This is a genomic window from Allobosea sp. TAF32 (assembly GCF_052113585.1).
Taxonomy (GTDB): domain Bacteria; phylum Pseudomonadota; class Alphaproteobacteria; order Rhizobiales; family Beijerinckiaceae; genus Allobosea.
The window spans coordinates 364,508-381,658 of sequence record NZ_JBFRDM010000003.1 but is presented as its reverse complement, the minus strand read 5'-3'; the positions used below and the strand labels follow the sequence as shown (position 1 = coordinate 381,658).

At 65.8% G+C, this 17,151-nt stretch carries 15 protein-coding genes; 4 read left to right on the top strand and 11 right to left on the bottom strand.

Annotation, left to right across the window (positions count from 1 at the left end; translation table 11 throughout):
- The first annotated feature begins 59 nt into the window (after positions 1-59).
- Together AB4Z16_RS09305 and AB4Z16_RS09300 are read left to right on the top strand one after the other, a co-directional pair.
- Complete coding sequence (locus tag AB4Z16_RS09305; protein ID WP_441511046.1) at positions 60-1,172, top strand: branched-chain amino acid ABC transporter substrate-binding protein; 1,113 nt, start codon at positions 60-62, stop codon at positions 1,170-1,172.
- A 231-nt stretch (positions 1,173-1,403) separates the two neighbouring features.
- Positions 1,404-3,497 carry an ABC transporter ATP-binding protein/permease gene (locus AB4Z16_RS09300; RefSeq protein WP_441511045.1) on the top strand — a complete coding sequence of 698 codons (2,094 nt, stop codon included), beginning with the start codon at positions 1,404-1,406 and terminating at the stop codon, positions 3,495-3,497.
- Between the two features lie 39 nt (positions 3,498-3,536).
- Here AB4Z16_RS09300 and AB4Z16_RS09295 read toward each other — a convergent pair whose 3' ends face one another.
- The 10 genes from AB4Z16_RS09295 to AB4Z16_RS09250 all read right to left on the bottom strand — a co-directional run bounded on the left by AB4Z16_RS09295 (position 3,537) and on the right by AB4Z16_RS09250 (position 13,911).
- The gene (locus AB4Z16_RS09295) at positions 3,537-4,019 is read right to left on the bottom strand and encodes an META domain-containing protein (RefSeq protein WP_441511044.1); all 483 of its coding nucleotides are present in this window, start codon (positions 4,017-4,019) and stop codon (positions 3,537-3,539) included.
- Positions 4,020-4,151: 132 nt separating this feature from the next.
- On the bottom strand, positions 4,152-5,138 hold the full coding sequence (gene hisG, locus AB4Z16_RS09290) for an ATP phosphoribosyltransferase (RefSeq protein ID WP_441511043.1): 987 nt from the start codon (positions 5,136-5,138) through the stop codon (positions 4,152-4,154).
- Positions 5,135-6,247, bottom strand: a complete 1,113-nt coding sequence (locus AB4Z16_RS09285) for an ATP phosphoribosyltransferase regulatory subunit (RefSeq protein WP_441511042.1) — start codon at positions 6,245-6,247, stop codon at positions 5,135-5,137. Before AB4Z16_RS09285 ends, hisG begins: the two co-directional genes overlap by 4 nt.
- A gap of 172 nt (positions 6,248-6,419) precedes the next feature.
- On the bottom strand, positions 6,420-6,737 hold the full coding sequence (locus tag AB4Z16_RS09280; RefSeq protein ID WP_441511041.1) for a GIY-YIG nuclease family protein: 318 nt from the start codon (positions 6,735-6,737) through the stop codon (positions 6,420-6,422).
- Positions 6,738-6,795: 58 nt separating this feature from the next.
- Positions 6,796-8,430, bottom strand: coding sequence for a histidine--tRNA ligase (gene hisS / locus AB4Z16_RS09275; RefSeq protein ID WP_441511040.1), 1,635 nt, complete (start codon positions 8,428-8,430; stop codon positions 6,796-6,798).
- A 222-nt stretch (positions 8,431-8,652) separates the two neighbouring features.
- Complete coding sequence (gene glcF / locus AB4Z16_RS09270; protein WP_441511039.1) at positions 8,653-10,026, bottom strand: glycolate oxidase subunit GlcF; 1,374 nt, start codon at positions 10,024-10,026, stop codon at positions 8,653-8,655.
- A gap of 3 nt (positions 10,027-10,029) precedes the next feature.
- Entirely contained in the window at positions 10,030-10,665 is a 636-nt protein-coding gene (locus tag AB4Z16_RS09265) for a DUF2585 domain-containing protein (RefSeq protein ID WP_441511038.1), read from the bottom strand.
- The gene (locus AB4Z16_RS09260) at positions 10,665-11,852 is read right to left on the bottom strand and encodes an FAD-binding protein (RefSeq protein WP_441511037.1); all 1,188 of its coding nucleotides are present in this window, start codon (positions 11,850-11,852) and stop codon (positions 10,665-10,667) included. The genes AB4Z16_RS09265 and AB4Z16_RS09260 overlap by 1 nt, the downstream gene beginning before the upstream one ends.
- A 163-nt stretch (positions 11,853-12,015) precedes the next feature.
- Entirely contained in the window at positions 12,016-12,303 is a 288-nt protein-coding gene (locus AB4Z16_RS09255) for a GIY-YIG nuclease family protein (RefSeq protein ID WP_441511036.1), read from the bottom strand.
- Between the two features lie 171 nt (positions 12,304-12,474).
- A complete protein-coding gene (locus AB4Z16_RS09250; RefSeq protein WP_441511035.1) occupies positions 12,475-13,911 on the bottom strand; it encodes an FAD-binding oxidoreductase in 1,437 nt (478 codons plus the stop codon).
- A 137-nt stretch (positions 13,912-14,048) separates the two neighbouring features.
- Here AB4Z16_RS09250 and AB4Z16_RS09245 point away from each other — a divergent pair, with 137 nt between their 5' ends.
- Together AB4Z16_RS09245 and AB4Z16_RS09240 are read left to right on the top strand one after the other, a co-directional pair.
- Positions 14,049-14,954: a LysR family transcriptional regulator gene (locus AB4Z16_RS09245; RefSeq protein WP_441511194.1), complete on the top strand. Its 906-nt coding sequence runs from the start codon at positions 14,049-14,051 to the stop codon at positions 14,952-14,954.
- Between the two features lie 149 nt (positions 14,955-15,103).
- The gene (locus AB4Z16_RS09240; RefSeq protein WP_441511034.1) at positions 15,104-16,042 is read left to right on the top strand and encodes an SMP-30/gluconolactonase/LRE family protein; all 939 of its coding nucleotides are present in this window, start codon (positions 15,104-15,106) and stop codon (positions 16,040-16,042) included.
- 16 nt (positions 16,043-16,058) lie between these two features.
- Here AB4Z16_RS09240 and AB4Z16_RS09235 read toward each other — a convergent pair whose 3' ends face one another.
- A complete protein-coding gene (locus tag AB4Z16_RS09235; protein WP_441511033.1) occupies positions 16,059-17,120 on the bottom strand; it encodes an AbrB family transcriptional regulator in 1,062 nt (353 codons plus the stop codon).
- Positions 17,121-17,151 lie beyond the last annotated feature (31 nt).

Below are 17,151 nucleotides of genomic sequence, written 5' to 3'. Positions count from 1 at the left end.
GCGACAAGCGATCCCCGGCGGGATCGCGCGCATAAATTGCATGTCGTAGGGAGATGCAGATGAAAAAGTCCCACTTCCTCTCCGGCGTCGCGCTGGCCGCTACGCTGTTCCTCTCGGCCCAGGCCGCCCAGGCCGACATCACGATCGGCCTCATCGCGCCGCTGACCGGCCCTGTCGCCGCCTATGGCGATCAGGTGAAGAACGGTGCCCAGACCGCCGTCGACGTCATCAACAAGAATGGTGGCGTGCTCGGCGAGAAGCTCGTGCTGAAGCTCGCCGACGATGCCGGCGATCCCAAGCAGGGCGTCTCATCCGCCAACCTCCTCGTCGGCGAGAAGGTCAAGTTCGTGGTGGGTCCGGTGACCTCGGGCGTCGCCATGGCGGTTTCCGACGTGCTCTCCGAAAGCGGCGTGCTGATGGTGACGCCGACCGCAACCTCGCCGGCCCTGACCACGCGCGGCCTGACCAATGTCTTCCGGACCTGTGGCCGTGACGACCAGCAGGCGGAGATCGCCGCCGCCTATGTCCTGAAGAACCTGAAGGACAAGAAGATCGCGATCGTCCACGACAAGGGCACTTACGGAAAGGGCCTCGCCGACGCCTTCCAGAAGGGCATCAATGCCGGCGGGCTCAAGGAAGTCGTCGCGCTGACCGTCAACCCCGGCGACAAGGATCTCTCGGCCGTCGTGACGCGCCTCAAGGCCGCCAATGTCGATCTGATCTATTTCGGTGGCTACCACCCCGAGGGTGGCCTGCTCTCGCGCCAGCTCGCCGATGCCGGCGTCAAGGCCACGATCATCGGCGGCGAGGGTCTCTCCAACACGGAGTTCGCGGCGATCGGCGGCGATCACGCCACGGGCACGCTCTTCACCAACGCCACCGACGCGCTGAAGAACCCGGACTCGGCCCAGGCGGTCGCCGCGCTGAAGGAGAAGGGCATTCCGCCGGAGGCCTTCACGCTCAACGCCTATGCCGCGGTCGAGGTGCTCAAGGCCGCCATCGAGAAGGCCGGCAAGCCGGGCGACGCAAGCGGCGCCGCCAAGGCCTTGCAGGCGGGCACGCCCGTCAAGACGGCCATCGGCACGCTGACCTACGGCAAGACCGGCGACCTGAGTTCGCCGAGCTTCTCGATGTACAAATGGGATGCCGGCAAGATCGTCGCCGCCCAGTGATGCTTGCAGCTAGCGGGCCGCTGTTCCGCTAGGTTTTGCCTTCCGCCCCGGGCGAGCCAAGCTCGTTCCGGGGCGTTTTGCTTGATGGCGCGGCGGCCTGTCTCAGCCTCGCCGCCGCCTCTCCACCAGATGACAATTTGCTCATTCGGGCGCATCGCCATTGAAAGGCCCCATCCGCTGCGACATGGTCCGAATCGTGGAGCCCACTGTTTCCCGCCAGGATCCCTGCCCATGCGTCTGTTGAGCATCCTCGTCGCCGTGTTGGCGGCTGTCACCCTGGTCGTCGGCCAGCAGGCCGGCTCGGCCGGGCTGATCGGCATGGGCGTCGTCGGCCTGCTTCTGGCAGCGGTAACCTTCCGCTCACCGACCCTTCCGTTCTTCCTGCGCATATTCTCTGGCGTCTTCGCGATCGAGTATGTGTTGTTCGGCGCGGCGGCGGTGCTGGCACAGATCGATTGGTGGCCCCCGGCGCTGCAGATTCCGCCGGTGCCGTCCAGCCTGCCGACCACCGTGGGCGTCTTCGCCATCCTGATCTACGCGATCTCCTTCGTGCCGGTGATCGCGCGCATCGCCCGGCTCGCCTCGCCCTATTTCGAATCTAATGAGATCACAACAGCCAATCTCTGGCCAATCGGGCCGTTCAGAATTCGACTCGGAGCCCTGGCTGTTTCGCTGCTCGTCTTGCTGATTGTGATAAACCAGGCGCAGGTCGGCGCATCGCTTCGCCTCTCCTTTTTCAATCGCGACATGTACGACGCATTGCAGAACAAGGACGCGGCGGCGTTCTGGTACCAGCTCTTCTACGTCTTCTGCGTCTGGGCCGGCTTGCTTGTTATTTCCAACCTGATCGAACTTTTCGCCAATTATACGATCCTGATCCGCTGGCGGCAGTTCATGGCGAACGAGTACACCCAGCGGTGGCTCGACCATGCCACTCATTACCGGATCGCGCTCGCCGGAAGCGTCGACAATCCCGACCAGCGCATCGCCGAAGACACCCGCGCCTTCGTCAACCAGACCTATAATTTCGCGCTGCCCCTGCTCTCGCAGGTTTCGACGCTGGTCTCGTTCTCGATCATCCTCTGGAACATCCCCGTCGCATTCACCCTGCCGGGAACCTCCTTCGCGGTGCCGGGCTATATCTTCTGGGTGGCGTTCTTCTATGCCGCGGCGGCCACCTGGTTGACCCACCTCATCGGCCGCCCGCTGATCCGGCTCGAATTCGAGCAGGAGAAGCGCGAGGCGAATTTCCGCTTTTCCCTGGCGCGCCTGCGCGAATATTCAGAGCAGATCGCGCTGATGGTCGGAGAGCCGACGGAGCGCGCACATCTAGCACAGCGCTTCCGCGATATCGTCGAGAACTTCTACCGACTAGTCTGGCGCCGGTTGAAGCTAAACAGCTTTACATGGTCCTATAATCAGCTCAGCGTCGTTCTGCCCTACATCATCCTTGCCCCCTACTACTTCGCGGGCACGATCACGCTTGGCATCATGATGCAGGTGGCCGGCGCCTTCGACCGGGTGCAGACCGCGCTCTCCTTCATCATCAACAGCTATTCCTCGATCGCTTCCTATCTCGCCTCGATCAACCGTCTGACCTCGTTCGAGACAGCGATCGCCGACGCGCAGCACGGCCCGATCAGCGAGGAAGCGCTCAGCCGCGAGACTTCGCGCGACAAGGGCCTGCACATCCGCAACGCGACGCTGCTGCTGCCGAACGGCAAGCCGATCGTGAAGCTCGGCGCGCTCGATTTCGGCAAGGCGCGCTCGACCCTGCTGATCGGCCCGTCCGGCTCGGGCAAGTCGACGCTGTTCCGCGCCATTGCCGGCATCTGGCCCTTCGGCGACGGCAAGGTCGGGATTCCGCCCGACGCGCAGATCATGCTGCTGCCGCAGCGCCCTTATCTGCCGCAAGGATCGCTGCGAGCCGCGCTGGCCTATCCCGCCAAGGAAGGCGCCTATGACGACGCCGCGATCCGCGCCGCAATGGAGAAGGTCAAGCTCGGCCATCTCGCCGACAAGCTCGACGAAATCGATCTCTGGGGGCAGCGGCTTTCGGGCGGTGAGCAGCAGCGGCTGGCCGTTGCGCGGGCGCTGCTGAGCAAGCCGGACTGGCTCTTTCTCGACGAGGCCACCGCCTCGCTCGACGAGAAGCTGGAGGGCGAGATCTACGCCACGATCGACCGGGAGCTCCCGCAGACCCGTATCGTCTCGATCGGCCACCGGACGACGCTGCGCTCCATGCACGACGTCATCGTCACCATGGAACCCAACGCGGACGACACCTTCACCCCCACACCGATGGAAAAAACGCCGGCTGCCTGAGGCAGCCGGCGCCGAAACATCCGGTCGAAGCTGAAGCGATCAGAGCGAGCGGCTGAGGGTCAACTCGCCGGCCGCGCCCTTGATGACGAGGCGGCCATTGACGATGTCCCAGTTGCGCGCTGCGCGCAGGGCGGTGAGGAAGGTGCGCTCGAACTCGAGCAGCCCCTTGTCGCAATCGCGCTTGGTGAGGGCGATCGGCCCCACCGCGATCCCCTGCTGGCGCAGAGGGTAGGCCGAGGCCGAAAAGGTGTTACAGCCGCCGAAACCGGTGCCGCGCAGGTTCTTGTCGATGATCAGCGTCGCCCGGCGATCATAGACGGGCTTGCCATTCAGCTGAACGACGCTCCAGCTCGCGCCGACCGGAAAGGTCTTCTCCTGCTGGGCCTGCGGAATCTCGGTCTGCCCGCCGAGCTCCGTGCGGGACGGCATCTGCTGGCGGCGCTGCGCCATGGCCTCGTCCGGCATCAGCATCGGCACGGCCAGGCCAGCAAGAACGGCCGCAAGGCCAAGGCGTCGGATCATGATCGTCTTACCTGCATTCACTCGCACGGCCGCGCGGCCGGCCGCCAAACCGGTTAACGCCTAGAGGCCAATTGGTTCAGGATCAAGGCTGAACCGCGACGGATACCGTCATTCCGTCGCAGAAAAGCGGCTTCAGATCCGGCCGTTGAGTCGTTCCAGCAGGCGGTTCGACCGGCGGAAGACGTAAGCCAGGGCGGAGACGGTCACATCGTCGGCACCGAGACCGTCGAGATGATCGACCAGCGCGAAGACGGCCTTGTCCGGGCAATGCAGCGTCAGCGGCGCACCGGCCGCCGGCGCACCGAACGGCAGGCGGGCGCCGAAACGCTCCCCGAGAACCGCCAGTACCTCCGGAGACAGATCGAGACGCGCGCGGACCTCGCGGATCGTGCGCCCCTCTTCCTCCGCCGCGATGCGCGAGAGGATGGTCTTCGCCGCTGCCTTGGCACGCTCGCCCCAGGGCGCGCGCATCGAGGCAACGAGATTGGCCTCCGAGGCCAGCATCACGCCGTCGTCCAGCACCTTCAGCGCGTTGGCAGCAAGCGTCGCCCCGGTCGTGGTAATGTCGACGACGATCTCGGCCGTGCCGGCGGCGGGCGCGCCTTCGGTCGCGCCGAGGCTCTCGACGATACGGTAATCGGCGAGGCCGTGCTCAGCGAAGAAGCGGCGGGTCAGATGCACGTATTTGGTGGCAACGCGCAGCTTGCGGCCATGGCGGGCGCGCATATGCGAAGCGACGTCTTCGAGATCGGCCATGCTGCGCACGTCGATCCAGGCCTGCGGCACCGCGACGACGACATTGGCGTGGCCGAAACCGAGCGGCGTCAGCATCTCGACCGCGGCGTCGGCATCGGACAACTGCTCACGGACGAGATCCTCGCCGGTGATGCCGAGATGGGCCGCGCCCGATGCAAGCTGTGAGACGATCTCGGAGGCAGAGAGGAACGCGACCTCGGCGCCATCAACCCCGGCGATCGTGCCGCGATAGCCGCGCTCGCCGCTGGCCTTGACGAATTTCAGCCCGGCGCGGCCGAAGAAGGCGGTCGCGTTCTCCTGCAGGCGACCCTTCGAGGGCACGGCGAGGACGAGGGGGGCATCATTGCCGGATGGCTGGCTCATGCCGCGTCTCCCGTCAGCCGGTCGAGCCAGAGCGAGGCGCCGACGGCCGGGATCGGCCGGCCCGCACCGAGACGGCCGAGGAGGTTGTCGTAGCGGCCGCCGCCGGCGACCGGCTTGCCGTCACCGCGAGTGGTGTCGTGCAGCTCGAAGATGAAGCCGGTGTAGTAGTCGAGATTGCGGGCAAAGCCGGCCGAGAAGCGGATCGTGCCGACATCGACGCCGCGCGCGGCGAGGAAGCCGGTGCGTTCGTCGAAGGCATCGAGCTGGCGGCCAAGATCGAGCGAGGCCTGATCGGCCAGCGCCCGCAGCGCGGCGGACGCGGTGTCGGGATCGCCGGAGACGGCGAGCACCTGCGCGAGCAGCGCCTTGACGTCACCATTGACCGGATTCTCGCGCTCGGCGGCGCGGGCCAGGAAACGTTCCGCGATATCGCCAGCGGTGCGGCCGCCGACGGTCGAGATGCCGGCGATCGACAGCACATCCTCGACGAAGGCGCGCGCGGCCTTGGGGTCCTGCCCTTCAAGCGCCTTGAGCAGGCCGGCATGGGCGGCGTCGCCCTCGGCGGTCGGCGGATCGAGTGCCTCGACGGCCTCCGTGCCCCTGCCCTGCACGATGGCGCGCACGAGGCGGCGTCGCGCGCCCTGCGGCACTGAGAGCCTGTCAAGCAGCGCACCGAGCAGCGCGACATCGCCCATGGCGATGCGGGGCGCCTTCAGCCCGAGAACGGCAGTCGCCTCGATAGTAACTGCCATGATCTCGGCGTCAGCGGCAGTGAAATCGCCACGACCGAAGGATTCGATGCCCGCCTGCTGGAACTCGCCCGGCTCACTGGCACGCATGCGGAAGACCGGGCCGGCATAGGCGTAGGCCGCCGGCTCGGTCGAGCCCGAGGCGATGTGATCGAGCGCGACGGGGATGGTGTATTCGGGGCGCAGGCACCAGTCGCGGCCATCGGCATCCTGCGTCATGAAGATGCGGCGGCGGATATCCTCGCCCGAAAGATCGAGGAAGACGTCGGCGGGCTGGAGGATCGCGGGCTCGGCATGGACATAGCCCTCGCCTGCGAAGAGCGCGATCACGGTCTCAATGCTGGCGCGGCTTGCGGACACGGCTTCCTATCCTGTTGCGAGCGCCGTCCTAGCAGCGGTGCGCCTAATTTTCGAGGGATTTGAGGGAAATGGGTGAACGGGATTTTCCGGTCGTCATGCTCGGGCTTGACCCGAGCATCTCGGGACGATGGAGGCTGCTCTACTCTTCCTGCCCGAGATTCTCGGCTCTCCGCTACGCTTCGGCCGAGAATGGCGATGGGTAAATATCTTCGAACAGATCTCGCCAGTTCGGATTACCATTCTCGATCAGTTCGATTTTCCATTCGCGATTCCAACGCTTCAGACTCGTCTCGCGCTGGATGGCCAGATCGATATGATCGAACGTCTCGAACCAGACGAGCTTGTCGAGATTGTATCGTGCCGTAAACGACCGACTGACAAGCAGCTTATGCTCCGAAATGCGTTTGACCAGATCAGCGGTCACACCAAGATATAACGCGCCTCGCGGCTTGTTCGTCATGATGTAGACGAAGGACGATTCGAGGTTCACGTCATTCTCGGGCGAAGCTAAGCGCAGACCCGAAAATCTCCGGCAAGAGATGCTCGGGTCAAGCCCGAGCATGACGCTGGAGCACGGTCTTCACCCCGTCCACCAATCGATCCACCGGCACGGCGAACTGCGCCTGCGCCTGCTTCGCCTTGTGCTCGGCGGAATCCTTGACGTCGCGGCTGGCGGCAGCGAGCTCGGCGCCGAGGATCAGGTCCTTGATGACGACGGTGCCGGCCTCGCGCTCCGAAGAGCCCTGAATGACAGCGCAGATGGCGCCGCGCCGGTCGGCGTATTTCATCTGCGCGTTGAAGCCGGAGGCGCCGAGATAGAGGTCCGCCCGCAGCAGCGGCTTGCCGTCCGCGTCTTTGGCCTGGCGGAGCGCCGAGACCATCGCCTGATAGCCGGGCATGAACTCCGGCGACTTGTTGTCCATCGCGGTGACGACGACGAGCGGGAGTTCGTTCTTGCTGTCGACGATGGGGGACTTCACCGCCTTCAGCGCCGAATAGAGCCTGGAGACGCCGATAGAAAAGCCGGTCGCCGGCACCGGCTCGGGCCGGAAGCGTCCGACGAGGCCATCATAGCGCCCGCCCCCTGCCACCGAACCGAAACGCACGACCTGTCCGTCGTCATTGGTGACCGGGAAGGTCAGCTCCACCTCGTAGACCGGGCCGGTATAGTATTCGAGGCCGCGGACGACGGAGGGATCGATCTTTATTCGTCCCGGGCCATAGTCGCTTCCTCGAATTAGCCGACACAATTCTTCGAGTTCTTGAACCCCTTGCTCACCAACATCCGATCCGGCAACAGCTTGGCGCAGAAACGAGATTGTCATGCCGTCGGACGGAAAGGTAGCCTCACCCGGCGGATCACCGGCCGGCGCGGGTTCACCTCGACGCTCAGACGCCGAACGTAGCTCAGGCGTCGATTCCCTAAAGCCAATTTGGCTCGTGATCAGCAGAACTCTCGCGGCTTGATCGCCGCTTAGGCCGGCCCCTTTTGTAAAATCTCCGCTTTCGTCCGTACGCCCTTCACAGAGAAGTTTGCGGACCTCTTCTGGTGGGAACTTGTCTGCCTTATCGATTGCGCGAAGCACCGTAAGCCGGCGCCCCGCATTCTCCTCGCCGCCGAGGCCGATGGCTTCCATCACGCCGTCGAGCACCTTGCGGTTGTTGACCTTCACGACATAGTCGCCGCGCTTGATGCCGAGCTTCTCCATCGTGTCGGCGGCGAGCATGCAGATCTCGGCATCGCCCGCGACGGTGCCGCTGCCTACGATATCGGCGTCGAACTGCATGAACTGGCGGAAGCGACCCGGCCCCGGCTTCTCGTTGCGGAAGACGTAGCCGACACGATAGCTGCGATAGGGCTTCGGCAGCGCGTCGAAATTCTCGGCGACATAGCGCGCGAGCGGCGCGGTCAGGTCGTAGCGCAGCGAGAGCCACTGCTCGTCATCGTCCTGGAAGGAGAAAACGCCCTCGTTCGGCCGGTCCTGATCCGGCAGGAATTTTCCGAGCGCATCGGTGTACTCGACGAAGGGCGTCTCGACCGGATCGAAGCCATAGACCGAAAAGCTCTCGCGGATGACGGAAAGCATGCGCTCGGTGGCGGCGACATCGGCCGGGCCACGATCGACGAAGCCGCGCGGCTGGCGGGCCTTCAGCTTGGCAGGGGCGGATTTGTCGGCGGACATGGGCGTTCGAACTCGAATTGGGCCAAATAACCCAGATATGCGTTGGGCAACACAGATGTGGGTTGATGGCGGGTTAGACCGTACGAGCGCGAGGGGCAAGGGTTCGAGCGTCGATAGCTCACTCCGTCATGGTCGGGCTTGTCCCGACCATCCACGTCTTCGTTCGGCGAGCGCGGTGTTCAAGACCTGGATACTCGCCACAAGGGCGAGCATGACGGCGTGCTACTCCGCAGCCGCCAGCGCCTTCTCCCGCAACGGCCGATCCGCGATCCCCGCCCGCGCCAGCTTCTCCGGCAGCGGGCCGCCGGTCGCCCAGTCCAGCAGTTCGGCGGTGTGGACCACCGGAGTGGTCGCGCCCTTGTCGGCAAAACCCTTCGCGAGCTGGGTCATGCAGCCAATATTGCCGGTCGCGACCAGCACCGGCTTGGTGCGCTCGATATTGCCGATCTTGCGCTCGCGCAGGCGGCCGGCGATCTCGGGCTGGAGGATGTTGTAGACGCCGGCCGAGCCGCAGCAGATATGGCCCTCCGGCACCTCCTGGACCTTGAAGCCCGCGCCAGAGAGCAGCCGCTTCGGCCCGTCCTTGAGCTGCTGGCCGTGCTGCATCGAGCAGGCCGAGTGATAGGCGATCGGCATGGCGACATCGCGGACCGCCGCAAGCTCCAGCGTCTCCAGGAATTCGGTGACGTCCTTCGCCAGCGCGGAGACCTTCGCCGCCTTCTCGGCATAATCAGGCTCGCCACGGAACATGAAGCCGTAATCCTTGATCGTCGTGCCACAGCCAGAGGCCGTGATCAGGATGGCGTCGAGCCCCTCGCCTGCGGCCTCCGCCATCCAGGCGTCGATATTCGCGCGGGCGAAGGACAGGGCATCGTGCTCCTGGCCCATATGATGGACGAGCGCGCCGCAGCAGCCCTCCCCCTTCGGCAGCACAACCTCGACGCCGTGCCGGTTGAGCAGACGGATCGTCGCCTCGTTGATGGCGGGATCGAGCACCGGCTGGGCGCAGCCGGAGAGCAGCGCCACGCGCTTCGTCCGTGCCGCAGGCGGGGGGAAGCTCTGCGGCCCCTCCATCGTCGAGCGAGTCGGCAGCCGCACCGGGGCCAGTGCCAGCATCGCCCTCAGCCGCGGCCCGACGACCGGGAGCACGCCGAGGACGGGAGCGAAGGGCTTGCCGATGAGCGCCGCGAGCATCGCCGCGCGGAAGCGGCCGGGATAGGGCAGGATCGCCGCCAGAATCTTGCGCAGCAGCCGGTCATGCCAGGAGCGCACATAGGTTTCCTCGATATGGGCGCGGGCATGGTCGACGAGGTGCATGTAGTGCACGCCCGAGGGGCAGGTCGTCATGCAGGACAGGCAGGAGAGGCAGCGGTCGATATGAGTGACCACCTCCGGCGTCGCCGGCTTGCCGTTCTCCAGCATGTCCTTGATCAGGTAGATGCGCCCGCGCGGGGAATCCAGCTCGTCACCGAGCAGCAGATAAGTCGGGCAGGTCGCGGTGCAGAAGCCGCAATGCACGCAGGTGCGCAGAATCTTCTCCGAGGCCGGCATGCGCGGATCGGAGGCAAGGCGTTCGGGGGTGAAGTTGGTCTGCATGGCTCAGGCTCCGCCCTGCCAGGCTTTGATCCAGTCCATCGGCCAGAGCAGCATGATGACGTTGAGGGTGAGGTTGTCACGGATCAGCCAGCCGACGATCAGCTCCATTGCGAGCGCGCTCGAAACAGTCAGCCAGACAGGCGCCAGCCGCGCGACGAAGAAGCCCAGTACCATGGCCAGGATATCGGAAACCGAGTTCAGGACGCTGTCGCCGTAATAGTCCAGCGAGATCGTGGCGGAACGGTAGTGGTTGATTACCGCGTCGGTGTTCTCGGTGATCTCCCAGGCGCTCTCGATCACGATGGCGAGCAGCAGCGCGAGGCCGAAGGAGAGCGGCAGGCCGGTGAAGCGGCGGATCAGCCAGAACAGGCCGTAGAACAGGAAGCCGTGGATGATGTGAGAGAAGGTGTACCAGTCGGCAATGTGCTGGGAGTTCTCGGAGGACATCACCGTGCCCTGCCAGAGCTTGATGGTCCCGCACTTGCAGATGGGCTCGCGGCCCATCCAGAGCAGGACGGCCGCCGCGCCGACCGTCAGCAGCGCCGCCAGCACGGCGATAACCACTGGGCTCAGACGGCCCGGCGCCCAATTCGCTCCGATCGTAGGCCTCTCGGCGGAAAGCGTATCAGCGAGCGTCATCAGATCCCCGCATACATCCGGCCGGGCTCGAAGATGCCGGCCGGGTCGAAGCTCTTCTTGATGCCGGCCGTGACCCGCATCAGCGGCTCGGCCAGCGGCTGGAACACTTCGACCGAATCGCGCACCGCATCGGGCGCCCGCACCAGCATAGCGTGGCCGCCGAGCGGTTTCAGCGCGGTGCGGATGGCGGCCGTACCGGCATCGCCATCGGCGGAAACCGCCAGCCAGACCAGCCCGCCGCCCCAGTCGTAGAACCAGCGCGCGCCCGGCAGCATCCGCCCGATCGCCGCGGCCGCCTTCGGGCCGTCCGTCGGCTTGAGCGAGAGGCGCCAGACGGCCTCGTCCGTTCCGGCGAAGAAGGCAGCGTCGCGGATATCGCGCCAGAGTTCGGCCATGCCCTCGCCTTCGAGACGGTCGGGCACGCCGTATTCGCCGAGAAGCAGGGCGAGCTCGCCGGCGCGGTATTCGATCGAGTCCGGGAAATTCTCCAGGCGCAGGAGCGTCACGGCTGCCTCCCCAGCGAGGCCAGCAGGAAGATGGGCCGCGGCCATCGGCTCGAAGGGCGAGCCCAGCGCCTTCGATAGAAGAGCAACGCCCTGCGCATCCGACAACCCGCGCCATTGCAGCGTCGCGATCTCCGCCGGCTTCGGAAGCACGCGGAAGGTGACTTCAGTGAGGAAGCCGAGCGTGCCGTGGCTGCCGCTGACGAGCTTCACCAGATCGAGGCCGGTAACGTTCTTCATCACGCGGCCGCCGGATTTGATCATCTCGCCGCGGCCATTGACCATGCGGATGCCGATCAGGGAATCGCGCGCGGCGCCGGCATTGATGCGGCGTGGGCCGGAGATGTTGCAGGCGGCGATGGCGCCGATCGTCGGCTCGCCCTCGGTGCCATAGAGGGCACGGTGGTCCATCGGCTCGAAGGGCAGCATCTGACCGCGCTCGGCGAGCGTCTCCTGCACCAGGGCGAACTGCGTGCCGGCGCGCGCGGCGATAACCATCTCGGCCGGCTCGTAGAGGGTGATGCCGGTGAGGCCCGCGCTGGACAAGGTGCTTGCAGCCTGGGCCGGGCGGCCGAGACCAGCCCGTGTACCGCCGCCGCTCAAGGTCAGCGGCACGCGGGAGTCGATGACCGATTTCACGACGGCGCAGGCCTGCGCCTCAGTGGTGGGGGTGTGGATGATCACGTGCAGGCTCCCCCGTCATTCCGGGGCACGCCAAAGGCGTGAGCCCGGAACCCATAAGCACGACATATGTCATCGTGCGTTGGGCGCCTCCCCTTCCTTGCAACGTCGAGTTCATGGGTTCCGGGATCTTCGCTACGCGAAGCCCCGGAATGACGGGGGCGGTTCACTGCGCCAGTAGCGGATATAGATCCGCCCAATCGGGATTGTTCGCCTCGATCAGGTTGATCTTCCATTGTCGCCGCCACTTCTTGATATCCTTCTCGCGATCGATCGCCTCGGCCGCCGTCGCATGTTCCTCGCACCAGACCAGACGCTCGACCCCGTACCGGCGCGAAAATCCCGGAACCACCTTGCTTTTGTGCTCGTGAACGCGGCGAGCGAGGTTGCGTGTGACTCCTAGGTAAAGCGTTCCCTCGCGTCGGCTCGCCAGCAGGTAGACGTGAAACGGCACCCTCTTCCTCCGCGGTCTTTCCGGAACTTCGCGCAGCGAAGAGCCCGGAACCCATGACCACAACGCCGACGGAAGGTCGCAGATTGAACGATCGATTCAATCCGGAAGCGAGGGTGTCCATGGGTTCAGGGTTCGGCGCTTTGGGCCGCCCCGGAATGACGAAGAGATTCGTCACGCCGCCACCCTGCCTTCCAGCGGAAAAACCTTCGCGGGATTGAGCAGCCAGCGCTCGTCGAACACCGCCCGCACCCGCATCTGCTGGGCAAGATCCGCTTCGTTGAACTGGAAGGTCATCAGGTCGCGTTTCTCGATGCCGACGCCGTGCTCGCCGGTGAGGCAGCCGCCGACCTCAACACAGAGCTTGAGGATGTCCATGCCGGCATCCTCCGCTTTCTGCGCCTCGACCGCGTCGTTGCAATTGTAGAGGATGAGCGGGTGGAGGTTGCCGTCGCCGGCGTGGAAGACGTTGGCGACGCGCAGGCCATAACTCTTCACGATCTCGTCCATGCGCTTGAGCACGTAGGGGAGCTGCCCGGTCGGGATGGTGCCGTCCATGCAGATGTAATCCGCGATGCGGCCGGTGGCGCCGAAGGCCGATTTACGGCCCTTCCAGATCGCGGCCGACTCCATGGCGGACTGGCTCTCCTTCACCGTCTTGACGCCGTGCTCCCTAGCGATGGCGACGATGCGGGCAAGCTGGGCATCCATCTCGGCATCCGAGCCCTCGACCTCGATGATCAGCAGCGCCTCGACATCCATCGGGTAGCCCGCCTTGGCGAAGGCCTCGCAGATCTCGATCGCCGGCTTGTCCATGAACTCCATCGCGACCGGGATGATGCCGGCACCGATGATGGCGGCGACCGCCGCGCCCGCCTGCTCGCTTGTCGGGAAGCCGAACAGCACCGGACGCGCGCCCTCGGCCGAACGCAGGATGCGGACCGTCGCCTCGGTGATGATTCCGAGCTGGCCCTCCGAGCCGTTGATCAGGCCGAGCAGGTCGTAGCCCGGCGAATCGAGATGGCCGCCGCCGATCTCGACGATGCTGCCGTCGAGCATGACAAGCGTCACGCCGAGCACGTTATTGGTGGTGACGCCGTATTTCAGGCAATGCGCGCCGCCCGAATTCATGCCGATATTGCCGCCGATCGAGCAGGCGAGCTGCGAGGACGGGTCGGGCGCGTAGAAGAAGCCCTCCGCCGAAACGGCGCCGGTCACCGCGAGATTGGTGACGCCGGCCTGCACCCTGGCGGTGCGGTTGGAATAGTCGATCTCGAGGATGCGGTTCATCTTGGAGACGCCGATGACGATCGCATCCTCCTGCGGAATCGCGCCGCCGGCGAGCGAGGTGCCGGCGCCGCGCGGCACCACCGGGACGCCCTGCTCAAGGCAATAGCGCAGCACGGCTGCCACCTCCTGCGTGGTCGAGGGCAGAACGACCGCGAGCGGCATGCGGCGATAGGCAGTCAGCGCATCGGTCTCGTAGGGGCGGCGCTCGTCGTCGCTGGTGATCAGGGCGTCCCGCGCCACCAGACCGGCGAGGCCGGCAATGATCGATTCGCGGCGGGCGAGAATGCCGGCATCCGGCACCGGAAAAGCTATCGCGCTCATCACTCCCTCCCATCTCAACGGCACCAGAGCACCGCTCTCGGCGCATTGTTTGCGCTGCAAGATTAGATCAATTCAATGGCTCTTGCAGCGCGGCTAAAGCCAGCCATTATTTCCAGAATGGAAAAGGTGGCGTGCTGATGGACCGATTCGGCGATCTCGATGTGTTTGCGCATGTGGTGACGGCGAAAAGCATGTCGGCGGCAGGCCGCCAGCTCAACCTGTCGCCCGCCGTCATCTCGAAGCGGATTCGCCGGCTCGAGGAGCGGCTCGGCGTGCGCCTGCTCCAGCGCACGACCCGGCAGCTGGCGCTGACCGAAGCCGGACAGGGCTTCTATGAGCGCGTCGTCTCGATCCTGTCCTCGATCGAGGAAGCCGAGGCCTGGGTCGCGAGCGGCGCGGGCCAGGTGCGCGGCACGCTGCGGGTCTCGGCGCCGACCTCCTTCGGGCGCATGCATGTCGCGCCGCATCTCAAGCGCTTCCTCGACGATAACCCACTGGTGACGGTCGAACTCGTCCTGAGCGACGCCTTCGTCGATGTCGTCGGCGAGGGTTTCGATCTCGCCATCCGCATCGCCGACCTGCAGGATTCGAGCCTCGTCGCGAAGCGGCTCGCGCCGAACCATCGCGTGCTCTGCGCCACGCCGGGCTATCTCGCCGCGCATGGCGTGCCGGCGGAGATCGGCGACCTCCCCCGCCATACGCTGATCGCGCATAACGCCGATCACTGGCGACTGGACGGGCCTGAGGGCCCGGTCTCCGTCCGGGTCAACGGCCCGCTCCGGACCAATTCGAGCGAGGTAGTCAGGGAGGCGCTACTGGCCGGCGTCGGCGTCGCGCTGCGCTCGACCTGGGATGTCGGCCCGGAGCTGAAATCGGGCGCGCTGCAGCCGGTACTCCCGGCCTATGCGGTCGGCTCGCGCGTCGCGGTCTACGCGGTCTATCCAAGCCGCCGCCACATGGAACAGAAGGTGCGCGCCTTCGTCGATTATCTCGGAGATCTCTACGGCGCCACGCCTTATTGGGATGCGGGGCTTGCACTCTAGCATTCGCTGGACCGAGATCATGCGGAGCCGTCATGCTCGGGCTTGACCCGAGCATCTCAAGACAAGAGAGCTGCTCCTCTGCCTGAGATTCTCGGGTCTACGCTTCGCTTCGCTCGAGAATGACGATCCGGCAGCAAGGGAGGAATGACATGTTCGGTGTGCTCGAAGGCACGGGGGTCTCGGTGCTCGATCCGCGGTTCCACCGCGTCATCCCCGGCTCGGCCCGGGTCGAGCGCCTGTGGACCGGCGCGCGCTGGTCGGAGGGACCGGCGTGGTTCCCGGCGCACAACTCGCTGGTCTGGTCGGACATCCCGAACAACCGGATGCTACGCTACGATGCGCTTACCGGCCATGTCGGCACCTTCCGTCAGCCGGCGCGCAACTCCAACGGCAACACCGTCGACGCTCAGGGTCGGCTCGTAACTTGCGAGCATGGCGGGCGGCAGGTGACGCGCACCGAGCATGACGGCTCGATCACCGTGCTGGCGAGCCACTATGGCGGGAAGCGGCTGAACTCACCCAACGATGTGGTGGTGAAGTCCGACCGCTCGATCTGGTTCACCGACCCCGATTACGGCATCCTGACCGACTACGAGGGCGACAAGTCACCGAGCGAGATGGGCGCCTGCAACGTCTACCGCATCGACGGAAATACCGGCGAGATCTCCATCGTCTCCGATGATTTCGTCAAGCCGAACGGGCTCGCCTTCTCCCCGGACGAGAGCATCCTCTACATCGCCGACACCGGCGCCAGCCACGACCCCGAGAACGGGCCGCGGCATATCCGCAGCTTTACGATCGGGAGCGATGGCCGCACGCCCGGCGCTTCCAAGGTGTTCGCCACCTGCACGGCCGGGCTGTTCGACGGCTTTCGCCCCGACGTCGAAGGCCGGATCTGGACGAGCGCGGCCGACGGCGTGCACATCTACCACCCTGATGGCACGCTGATCGGCAAGGTCGCGATCCCCGAGATCGTCGCCAATGTCTGCTGGGGCGGGCCAAAGCTCAACCGCCTGTTCATCTGCGGCACGACTTCGCTCTATTCGGTGATGACGCACACTAACGGGGCGGCGCGGCCGGGCGGCTGAGCCGCCGCGACCTGCCTCAGCGTGGCGGCTCGCTCTTCACCCGCATCAGCACCAGCGGCATGGCAAGGCCGATGATGACGAAGCGCACGAGATGGTGAGCACCGACATAAAGCGTGTCGAGCCCCATCGCGAAGGCCAGCATCGCCATCGCCTCCAGCCCTCCCGGCGCAAAAGCGACCATGCCGCTGGCGTAGGATGTACCGGCGAGCCAGGCCGCCGGCCAGGCGAACAGGAAGGCGACACCGATCGAGACGGCGAAGCCGCCGATCGCCAGCGGAAACAGCCCCCTGAGCTCCTTGCGCGGGATATGGGCGATGCGCCCGCCCATGGTCGAGCCCAGCAGGATCTGGACGGCGATCTGGACCGGCTGCGGCAGCGTGCCCTCGATCAGGCCGCTGCCGTGCAGGACCGCGCTGGCGAAGGTCGCGCCGAACATCAGCGGCGCCGCAAGCCCAAGCCGGTCGAGGCCGAGGCCGAGCAGCAGGCCTGCCATCGTCACGCCCAGCATGGTGCCGGGGCTGATCGAGACCGAAGCCGGAATGGGGGCTCCGGCAGAAATGCCGGTCGCCTGCATGAGGCTGGGAAGACAGGCGACCAGGACGAGCAACCGGAACAGCTGAACCACCGAGATGCGTCCGATATTGGCGCCCTTGGCCTGGGCCACGGCGAGCACCGTCGAGAGCGCGCCGGGCGCGGCGGCGAGCAGCGCGTCAATCCACGGCCAACGCGCGACATGGCGCAGATAGGCGCCGGTCGCGAGCATGATCGCGGCGACACCGACGAGGAGCACCGCGAGCGAGGCAGGGTAGCGTGCGGCGGCGGCCAACGCTTCAGGCGTGGCCGAAGAGCCGAGAATGGTGCCGGACAGCACCATCGTCGCGTCGAACCAGGGCCGCCGCAGCGTCGGAAGCGGGCGCACCAGCGCCACGGCCGTGCTCAGCACCATCGAGCCCGAGAGCCAGGCGGCCGGCATGCCGAGCAGCGCAAACAGGCCGCCGCCCACAGCGGCCAATGCAATGACGAGAACCTCCCGCCAGAGGATCGTCAGCCGGTTCGTCGGGTATCCGAAGGGTTTCATTGAGCTCCGGGCGCGCAGATTGGGCCGCGCC

Excerpts from the sequence above, each read along its gene's own strand:
- AB4Z16_RS09240 (WP_441511034.1), top strand. The coding sequence starts at position 15,104 with ATGTTCGGTGTGCTCGAAGGCACGGGGGTCTCGGTGCTCGATCCGCGG.
- AB4Z16_RS09245 (WP_441511194.1), top strand. The coding sequence starts at position 14,049 with ATGGACCGATTCGGCGATCTCGATGTGTTTGCGCATGTGGTGACGGCG.
- hisG (WP_441511043.1), bottom strand. The coding sequence starts at position 5,138 with ATGAGCCAGCCATCCGGCAATGATGCCCCCCTCGTCCTCGCCGTGCCC.
- AB4Z16_RS09295 (WP_441511044.1), bottom strand. The coding sequence starts at position 4,019 with ATGATCCGACGCCTTGGCCTTGCGGCCGTTCTTGCTGGCCTGGCCGTG.
- AB4Z16_RS09250 (WP_441511035.1), bottom strand. The coding sequence starts at position 13,911 with ATGAGCGCGATAGCTTTTCCGGTGCCGGATGCCGGCATTCTCGCCCGC.
- AB4Z16_RS09300 (WP_441511045.1), top strand. The coding sequence starts at position 1,404 with ATGCGTCTGTTGAGCATCCTCGTCGCCGTGTTGGCGGCTGTCACCCTG.
- AB4Z16_RS09305 (WP_441511046.1), top strand. The coding sequence starts at position 60 with ATGAAAAAGTCCCACTTCCTCTCCGGCGTCGCGCTGGCCGCTACGCTG.
- hisS (WP_441511040.1), bottom strand. The coding sequence starts at position 8,430 with ATGTCCGCCGACAAATCCGCCCCTGCCAAGCTGAAGGCCCGCCAGCCG.
- AB4Z16_RS09265 (WP_441511038.1), bottom strand. The coding sequence starts at position 10,665 with ATGACGCTCGCTGATACGCTTTCCGCCGAGAGGCCTACGATCGGAGCG.
- AB4Z16_RS09235 (WP_441511033.1), bottom strand. The coding sequence starts at position 17,120 with ATGAAACCCTTCGGATACCCGACGAACCGGCTGACGATCCTCTGGCGG.
- glcF (WP_441511039.1), bottom strand. The coding sequence starts at position 10,026 with ATGCAGACCAACTTCACCCCCGAACGCCTTGCCTCCGATCCGCGCATG.